Source organism: Micromonospora sp. NPDC047793 (genome assembly GCF_040642635.1).
Taxonomy (GTDB): Bacteria; Actinomycetota; Actinomycetes; order Mycobacteriales; family Micromonosporaceae; genus Micromonospora.
The window spans coordinates 189,248-197,939 of record NZ_JBEYSG010000011.1 but is presented as its reverse complement, the minus strand read 5'-3'; the positions used below and the strand labels follow the sequence as shown (position 1 = coordinate 197,939).

The following is an 8,692-nucleotide window of genomic DNA, read 5'->3' as shown; positions in this document are numbered from 1 at the left end:
TGGGGGCGGGGGTGGGGGTGGGGGTGGGGGTGGGGCAGGGGGGTCAGGCTGGGGGGCGCCACTGGGCGGCTACTGCGGCGGCGCTGCCGAGCAGGCGGGGGGTGATGGTGCCGAGGGCGGCGTCGCGGGCGCGCAACGCCAGTCGGCCCCGGCTCTGGAGCACCGCCGACATGCGGCGGGTCTGCCGGACCACCGTCGCCGCGCGGGGGCGGCGTGTCCGGTCGTACGCGAGCACCGCGTCCGGCAGCGTGGACTCGCGCAGCAGGGCGGCCAGCGTGACGGCGTCCTCGAAGGCCAGGCAGGTGCCCTGCCCGAGGTGCGGCGGCATGGCGTGGGCGGCGTCGCCGAGCAGCACCACCCCGCCCGGCCCGACCGGGAAGCCGTACGACTTGGGCAGCGGACGCAGCTCGCGGATCTCCTGCTGCACCAGGTCGGCCGGGTCGGTGGCGGCCAGCAGTTCGTCGACCGGTGCGGGCCAGCCCGCGTACCAGCGTCGCAGCAGCGCCAACTGGGTCTCGGGCGGTTCTGGGCGCGGCGCCCCGGCGGCGGTCGCCATCCAGTAGATGCCGCCCCGGCTGGACCCGCCGGAGGAGCCGCGCTCGCCGAGGGAGGCGGCGGCGAAGCGGTAGCCGGCACCGAGGATCTCCCCGCCGACGGGTGCACCGCCGGTCAGGTCCGGTGCGCGGTACCACGGGATCACCGCGCGCCAGGCGGCACAGCCGGAGCTGACCACGTTCGCCTCCGGGGCGAGCTGACGGCGGATCACGCTGTCGGCGCCGTCGGCCGCGACCACCAGGTCGGCCTCGAACGTCTGCCGGCCGTCACCGACCGCCGGCCGGGCCCCCGGAGTGGCGCGTACGGTGCGTACCGTCACGCCGGTACGCAGCTCGACGCGCTCGCCCAGGCCCGCGATCAGCGCGTCGTGCAGGTCCTCCCGGTGCACCACGACGGGCATGCGCTCGACCGGGGTCTGCCGGGGCTGCACCAGCCAGTGTCCGTCCGGTCGGCGCACCCCGCCGTCCGGCAGCGGGGTGGCGATGGCGTCCAGGCCGGCACCGAGGTCCAGGGCACGCAGCGCGCGTACGCCGTTGGGCCAGAGCACCACGGCGGTCGGCTCGGGACGGATGCGGTCGGCCCGTTCCAGCAGGGTGACCTGCCATCCCGAGCGGGCGAGCGCACCGGAGACCGCCAGGCCGCCGAGCCCGCCGCCGACCACGACCGCGCTGCGCACGGGCTCAGCTGTCGCGATCGGCGGGACGTGCCGCCGCGCCCTCGGCGACGGTCGGGGTGTCCTCGTCCTCGTCGGTCGGGGTGCCGGGGTCGGCGGCGTCGGTCGGGGTGCCGGGATCAGGGTCGGTCGGGGTGCCGGGGTCGGATTCGGCGGGGTCGGTCACCTCGCCGGGGGCCTCGCCGGTCTGTCGCCAGTGCGCGAACTGTTCCTCGCTGACCACCCGGTAGCCCTCCGGCACCGCCGGCTCGCTGCTGCCGCCACGCGTCGCCGAGAGGTCGACCTGGGAGACGTCCGAACCGGCCGGTGCCGCGGTGGCGGTCGGCAGGCCGATCGGGATCAGGTACTCACGGGGCCCGCGCACCCGGAGGAAGTAGATCAACGCGCCGACGAAGACCAGCGCCGCCGTCCAGACGTTGAGGCGTACGCCGAGGATGCTGGTGGCGTCGTCGGTCCGCATCATCTCGATCCAGAACCGGCCTGCGGTGTAGCCCATCACGTAGAGGGCGAACGCACGACCCCGGCCGAGGCGCAGCTTACGGTCGAGGAAGAACACCAGTGCGGCGACGCCCACGTTCCAGAGCGCCTCGTAGGCGAAGGTCGGGTGATAGAGCCCCTCCTCCAGGATCGGCCGGCCCGCCTCGTCGCGCAGCGCCTGACCACCGTCCATCCGGTGGATCTCCAGCCCCCAGGGCAGGTCCGTCCGGCCGCCGTAGAGCTCGTTGTTGAACCAGTTGCCCAGTCGGCCGATCGCCTGCGCCAGCGGCAGGCCCGGCGCCAGCGCGTCGGCGACCACCGCGAACGGGATGCCGAGCTGCCGGGCGGCGATGTAGGCGCCGACCGCGCCACCGGCCACCGCACCCCAGATGCCCAGGCCGCCCTCGTGGATGAAGAAGACCTTGATCGGGTCACCGCCGGTGCCGAAGTACGCCGCCGGGGAGGTGATCACGTGGTAGATCCGGGCGCCGATGATGCCGGCCGGCACCGCCCAGAGGGCGATGTCGAGCACCGCGCCGGGGGCGACGCCACGCTGGCGCAACCGTCGCTCGGTGACCCAGCAGGCCACCACGATGCCGGCGATGATGCACAGCGCGTACGCCCGCAGCGGGATCGGGCCGAGATGCCATACGGCGGTGCTCGGGCTGGGCAGGGCGGCCAGGGACGTCGGCGAGGCGAGACTCACGGGTGCACACGCTACCGCTGCGGACCCCCGGAACGTCACCCCGGTCCGCCTCGTGTGCCCGGCATCCGTGGCCCGCTGGGGCTTTTGTCCTCAGGAACGTCGCACGTGTGCCCCGGGCGCGTCGCGCATACCCGGGGCACCGGCAGATCGCGTACCGGTCGACTCAGCGGGCCGGGTTGCGGACGCCCTCGGCCAGTTCCGCGCTCAGCGTCCGCAGTGCGGTCAGCCCGGCCTCCTGGTCGGGGGCGTCGAGCAGGCAGCGGATCAGCGCGCTGCCGACGATCACCGCGTCGGCGTACCCGGCGACCGTGGCGGCCTGCTCCCCGGTGCCCACGCCGAGCCCGACGCCGACCGGGATCTCGCTGATCTCCCGGACCCGCGACACCAGCACCGGCGCCGCCTCCGAGGTCTGCGCCCTGGCCCCGGTGACCCCCATGATCGCGGTGGCGTAGACGAAACCACGGCAGTGCGCGACGGTCATCGCCAGCCGGGCGTCGGTGGACGACGGGGCGACCAGGAACGTGCGGTCCAACCCGTGCGCGTCCGACGCGGCCAGCCACTCCTGGGCCTCGTCGGGGATCAGGTCGGGAGTGACCAGCCCGGTGCCGCCGGCCGCCGCGTAGTCCCGGGCGAAGGCGTCCACGCCGTACCGCTCGATCGGGTTCCAGTAGGTCATCGTCACCACCGGCGCGCCGGTGGCCGCGACCTCCTCCACGATGCGCAACGTGTCCCGGGTCCGCACGCCGCCGGCCAGGGCGATGTCGCTGGCCCGCTGGATCACCGGGCCGTCCATCACCGGATCGGAGTACGGGATCTCGACCTCGATCACGTCGACGCCCGCCGAGACCATCGCCGTCATCGCGGCGATGCTGCCCTCGACCGTCGGGAACCCGGCCGGCATGCAGCCGACCAGCAGCGCGCGGCCGTCGGCCCGAGCCTTCTCGAACGCCCCACCGATCCGGCTCATGCCGCCGCTCCGCTTCGCTCCGAGCCGTCACGAGCTACCCGGACGAGATGATTCGCTCGCTGACGCTCGCTCATGCCGCCGCTCCGCTTCGCTCCACGCCGCCATGAGACACCAGGGCGCTGCACCGACGATTCGCTCGCTGACGCTCGCTCATGCCGTCGCTCCGCTTCGCTCCGAGCCGAGGATGCCGAAGTACTCGCCGGCGGTGTGCACGTCCTTGTCGCCCCGGCCGGAAAGGTTGACCACGATCGTGGGCTCTCGACCCAGCTCGGCGCTGAGCTTCGGCGCGACGGCCAGGGTGCCGGCGAGCGCGTGCGCGCTCTCGATCGCCGGGATGATCCCCTCGGTGCGGCAGAGCAGCTCGAACGCCGCCATCGCCTCGTCGTCGGTGACCGGCAGGTAGCTGGCCCGGCCGGTGTCGTGCAGCCAGGCGTGCTCCGGACCGACGCCCGGGTAGTCCAGACCGGCCGAGATCGAGTGCGACTCGACGGTCTGGCCGTCCTCGTCCTGCAGCACGAAGGTCCGCGTACCGTGCAGCACGCCGGTGGAACCGCCGGTGATGCTGGCCGCGTGCCGCCCGGTGGTCACCCCGTCGCCGCCGGCCTCGAAGCCGTAGAGCCGCACCTGCGGGTCGCCGACGAAGGCGTGGAAGATGCCCAGCGCGTTGGAGCCGCCGCCGACGCAGGCGGTGACCGCGTCCGGGAGTCCACCGGTGAGCTCCTGGCACTGGGCCCGCGCCTCGTCGCCGATGCCCCGCACGAAGTCGCGCACCAGGGCCGGGAACGGGTGCGGGCCGGCAGCGGTCCCGATCAGGTAGTGCGTGTCGTCGACGTTGGCGACCCAGTCCCGCATCGCCTCGTTCATCGCGTCCTTGAGCGTGCGCGAGCCGTTCGTCACCGGCACCACCTCGGCGCCAAGCATCCGCATCCGGGCCACGTTGAGCGCCTGCCGCTCGGTGTCGACCTGGCCCATGTAGACCACGCAGTCGAGGTCGAACAGGGCGGCTGCGGTGGCGGTGGCGACGCCGTGCTGACCGGCTCCGGTCTCGGCGATCACCCGCTTCTTGCCCATCCGCCGGGTCAGCAGCGCCTGACCGAGCACGTTGCGGACCTTGTGCGCGCCGGTGTGGTTGAGGTCTTCCCGCTTGAGCAGCACCCGGGCACCGACCCGGGCGGAGAACCGACGGGCCTCGTAGAGCAGCGACGGGGTGCCGGCGTAGTCGCGCAGCAGACCGGCGAACTCCGCTCGGAACGACTCGTCGGCCATCGCCGCGCGGTGTGCCGCGTCCAGTTCGTCCAGGGCGGCGACCAGCGCCTCCGGCACGAACCGACCACCGAACCGACCGAAATGTCCGGCCGAGTCCGGGAAAGACGCCTGCTCGCTCACGCTGACACTCCGCTCCGCTGCGTGCCCCCGCGAGGCACCACCGCACCGATGATTCGCTCGACAGGCTCGCTCATGCCGGCACTCCGCTCCGCTGCGCGCCGCCACCAGTCACCGCGTGGATGATTCGCTCGACAGGCTCGCTCATGTCAGATCCCCTCGCCACGACGGCGTCAGCGCGCCGGGCGGGGCGTGGCAGGATGGTTGCCGGCGTTGACCAGTTCGGCCACCGCCTCCCGCGGACTCTTCTGGGTGACCAGGCCCTCGCCGACCAGCACCGCGTCGGCCCCGGCCGAGGCGTACCGGATCAGGTCGTGCGGACCGCGTACGCCCGACTCGGCGATCTTGACGACGTTGCTCGGCAGACCGGGTGCGATCCGCTCGAACACCGACCGGTCGACCTGCAGCGTACGCAGATCGCGGGCGTTGACCCCGATCACCTGCGCACCGGCCTCCAGAGCCCGGTCGGCCTCTTCCTCGTCGTGCACCTCGACCAGCGCGGTCATGCCCAGCGACTCGATCCGCTCCAGCAGGCCGACCAGGACGTTCTGCTCCAGCGCGGCGACGATCAGCAGCACCAGGTCGGCGCCGTGCGCGCGGGCCTCGTGCACCTGATAGCTGGAGACCACGAAGTCCTTGCGCAGCACCGGGATGCTGACCGCCGCCCGGACCGCGGCGAGGTCCTCCAGCGAACCACCGAACCAGCGACCCTCGGTCAGCACGCTGATCGCCCGTGCGCCACCGGCCGCGTAGCCACCGGCGAGCTCCGCCGGATCGGCGATGTCGGCGATCTTGCCCTTGGACGGTGAGGAACGCTTCACCTCGGCGATCACCGCGACGCCGGGCTGGCGCAACGCGGCGTACGCGTCCAGCGGTGGCGGGGCGGCAGCGGCGAGTTCGCGGATCCGCTCCATCGGGACCTGCTCCTGCCGCCGGGCCACGTCCTCGCGGACGCCGGCCAGGATCTCGTCGAGCACGCTGACGGACGCTGCCGGGCCGGCCTCGTTCCCTTCCGCGTGCGGATGCTCAGCAGTCACCAACGGACTCCCCTCTCCGGGTGTCATGGGCCGATGCTAGGTGCCACCACCTGGCACCGACCGGTGGGGGTATGGCGCGCCTCACGAAATGGGCTGCGGCATAATGACCGACCTGCGCGAACAGGGCGTGACTCTCCGTCACCCCCTTATCGACGCCCACCCATATCGACGGCAGTCTTGACCTTACCGGTCACCCCCCGTCGAGGCCGGTCGATGCTGTGAGCAAGCTCAAGGCCGAACGGCCCTTTGCCTGCTCAGGGCCCCTGCCGCAGTGTTGATGTCGTAGTCATCACCGCGAAACGTGAAACGTGCAGCATCAGACTCGGGCACACTCGATGACGCGCCTGCCCCATCGCCACGACGATCTCTCCCCGGGGTGATCATGAATTCCTCCGCGCCGCAGCAGACCATCGGACTCACCACCATCTCGCGTACCGTCGCTTCGCTCGCCGTCGGTGTCGTCCACACGCTGGAACGCGCCGTCGTCGGGCCGACCCGGATCCGGACCGCGCGCGGCAACGCCTGGGAGGCCATCTGCGCCGACCGGGCCCGGGCCGACCAGCGGGCCGCGCTGGACCAGCTGGTCGCCGAACTCGCCGCCAGCCGCGCCCGGGACCGGCAGCCGGTCGGCTGACCGGCCGGGCCGCTCAGCGCTCGGTCGGGTCCTCGCCCCGGTCGAGCGCGTCCCACGCCTCGACGGTGCCGGCCCCGTGGATCGGTCCCGCCGCCGGTGCCGACTGCCGGGACCGGCGCTCGTAACGGGCACCCATCGCCGGCCAGTCCCGCCCACGCAACGCCGTCAGCAGCCCACCGGCTGCCGCCAGCACGCCGCCGAGCAGGGTGAGCGCCGGCCACTGCCGGGCCACCTCGTCGCCGATCTCGGCGACCAGCCCGTACCCGCCGCCGGCGGCCATCATCAGACCGAGCAGCGCCAGCAACCCGCCGAGCACCTGCCGCAGCCGGCCACGGGTGGCCAGCACCGCGCCGCCGCCGGCCAGGCCCACCAGGGCGAGCGCCGGCAGCCAGGGCAGCAGTTGCGTGCCGGTCCGCCCCTCCTCCAGCAACGGCGTCGGTACGCCCACCACGTCGGTGTCCAGCGCCCAGGTGCGGGTCACGGCCCAGAGCGCCAACCCCGCACCGGCCAGGCAGAGCAGCACGGCGTACGCCAACCCGCGCCGGCCCGACGCGGACCGAACCTGCCCACTCATCGGGCGGGCCTTTCGCTCGCGACTGCGGGACTCCGCTGCGCTACATTCCTCGCGCTCACCGAGCCCGCCCTTCGCTCGCGACTGCGGGACTCCGCTGCGCTACATTCCTCGCGCTCACCGAGCGGGCCTCAGTGTCTCGGCGGCGGCGATGGCGGCGAGCACCGCGGCGGCCTTGTTCCGGGTCTCCTGGTCCTCGGCGGCCGGATCGGAGTCGGCCACCACCCCGGCACCGGCCTGCACGTACGCCCGCCCGGCCCGCATGAGCGCGGTGCGGATGGCGATGGCCATGTCGAGGTCGCCACCGAAGCCGAAGTAGCCGACGGTGCCGCCGTACAGGCCCCGGCGTACCGGCTCCAGCTCCTCGATGATCTCCATGGCCCGCACCTTCGGCGCTCCGGAGAGGGTGCCCGCCGGGAACGTCGCGGCCAGCGCGTCGAAGGCGGTGCGGTCGGCGCGCAGCGTCCCGATCACGGTGGAGACGATGTGCATGACGTGGCTGTACCGCTCGATGGTGGCGAACTCCGGCACCTCGACGGTGCCCGGTCGGCAGACCCGGCCCAGGTCGTTGCGGCCCAGGTCGACGAGCATCACGTGCTCGGCGCGTTCCTTCGGGTCGGCGAGCAGTTCGGCGGCGAGCCGGGCGTCGGCCTCCGGGGTCGCCCCGCGCGGACGGGTGCCCGCGATCGGGTGCAGCAACGCGCGCCGCGCGCCGTCGACCTCGCCGGTCACCTTGAGGTGTGCCTCCGGCGACGAGCCGACGATGTCGAAGTCGTCGAAGCGCAGCAGATACATGTACGGGCTCGGGTTGGTGGTGCGCAGCACCCGGTAGACGTCCAGCGGGTCGGCGTCGGTGTCGCGTTCGAACCGCTGGGCGAGCACGATCTGGAAGCACTCGCCGGCCCGGATCGCCTCCTTGGCCGCCTCGACCGCCTTGGGGTAGCCGCCCTCGGGGGTACGGCTGCGGACCTCACCGGCGCGGGGACGGCGGACCGTGGAGACCATCGGCGGGATCGGTCGGGACAGTGCGGTGGTCATCGCGTCCAGCCGGCCCACCGCGTGGTGGTAGGCGGCGGCCACCTGCGTCTCGCGGCCCGGGTCGTCGAGCGGGGGCAGGACCGCGTTGGCGACCAGGATGGCCGAGCCGTCGAAGTGGTCCAGCACCACCAGGTCGGTGGCGAGCATCATGCCCAGCTCGGGTACGCGCAGGTCGTCCTCGGTGAGCGAGGGCAGCCGTTCGAAGCGGCGGATCAGGTCGTAGCCGAGGTAACCGACCATGCCCCCGGTCAGCGGGGGCATCGTCCCGTCCGACTCGCCGGGCGGGCCGGCCATCGCCGCCACCGTGGCCCGCAGCACCTCGACCGGGTCGCCCGTGGTGGGCAGCCCGGCGGGCGGCTCACCGAGCCAGGCCGCCGAGCCGTCCTGTTCGACCAGGGTGGCGCTGCTGCGGACGCCGACGAAGGAGTATCGGGACCAGGCCAGTCCCGACGAGCCGACGCCCTGCTCGGCGGACTCCAGCAGGAACGTGCCGGGCCCACCGGCGAGCTTGCGGTAGACCCCGACCGGTGTCTCCGCGTCGGCGAGCAGCCGCCGGGTGACCGGCACCACCCGCCAGCGGGCGGCCAGGTCGGTGAAGGTGGCCAGATCGGGGCTGACCGTGCCGTCGGTCATGCCGACGCTCCGGTATGC

The 8,692-nt window shown here is 73.4% G+C and carries 8 protein-coding genes; 1 reads left to right on the top strand and 7 read right to left on the bottom strand.

The annotated features are described in order from the left end of the window. Positions 1-43: 43 nt before the first annotated feature. The 5 genes from ABZ738_RS22105 to trpC form a co-directional block, all read right to left on the bottom strand. Entirely contained in the window at positions 44-1,231 is a 1,188-nt protein-coding gene (locus ABZ738_RS22105; RefSeq protein WP_357215866.1) for an NAD(P)/FAD-dependent oxidoreductase, read from the bottom strand. Positions 1,232-1,235: 4 nt separating this feature from the next. Beyond that, on the bottom strand, positions 1,236-2,411 hold the full coding sequence (gene lgt, locus ABZ738_RS22100; protein WP_357215863.1) for a prolipoprotein diacylglyceryl transferase: 1,176 nt from the start codon (positions 2,409-2,411) through the stop codon (positions 1,236-1,238). Between the two features lie 163 nt (positions 2,412-2,574). Then, positions 2,575-3,378, bottom strand: a complete 804-nt coding sequence (trpA, locus tag ABZ738_RS22095) for a tryptophan synthase subunit alpha (RefSeq protein ID WP_131055559.1) — start codon at positions 3,376-3,378, stop codon at positions 2,575-2,577. A gap of 150 nt (positions 3,379-3,528) precedes the next feature. Continuing rightward, complete coding sequence (trpB, locus tag ABZ738_RS22090; protein ID WP_131055561.1) at positions 3,529-4,764, bottom strand: tryptophan synthase subunit beta; 1,236 nt, start codon at positions 4,762-4,764, stop codon at positions 3,529-3,531. Between the two features lie 170 nt (positions 4,765-4,934). Beyond that, positions 4,935-5,738: an indole-3-glycerol phosphate synthase TrpC gene (gene trpC / locus ABZ738_RS22085; protein WP_176095944.1), complete on the bottom strand. Its 804-nt coding sequence runs from the start codon at positions 5,736-5,738 to the stop codon at positions 4,935-4,937. A gap of 442 nt (positions 5,739-6,180) precedes the next feature. Between trpC and ABZ738_RS22080 the strand changes: the two genes are divergently transcribed. Next, a complete protein-coding gene (locus ABZ738_RS22080; protein WP_176094859.1) occupies positions 6,181-6,432 on the top strand; it encodes a hypothetical protein in 252 nt (83 codons plus the stop codon). 13 nt (positions 6,433-6,445) lie between these two features. Here ABZ738_RS22080 and ABZ738_RS22075 read toward each other — a convergent pair whose 3' ends face one another. Then, the gene (locus ABZ738_RS22075) at positions 6,446-7,006 is read right to left on the bottom strand and encodes a Trp biosynthesis-associated membrane protein (protein WP_131057377.1); all 561 of its coding nucleotides are present in this window, start codon (positions 7,004-7,006) and stop codon (positions 6,446-6,448) included. Positions 7,007-7,120: 114 nt separating this feature from the next. Beyond that, positions 7,121-8,674, bottom strand: coding sequence for an anthranilate synthase component I (locus tag ABZ738_RS22070; protein ID WP_131057375.1), 1,554 nt, complete (start codon positions 8,672-8,674; stop codon positions 7,121-7,123). Positions 8,675-8,692: the final 18 nt, after the last annotated feature.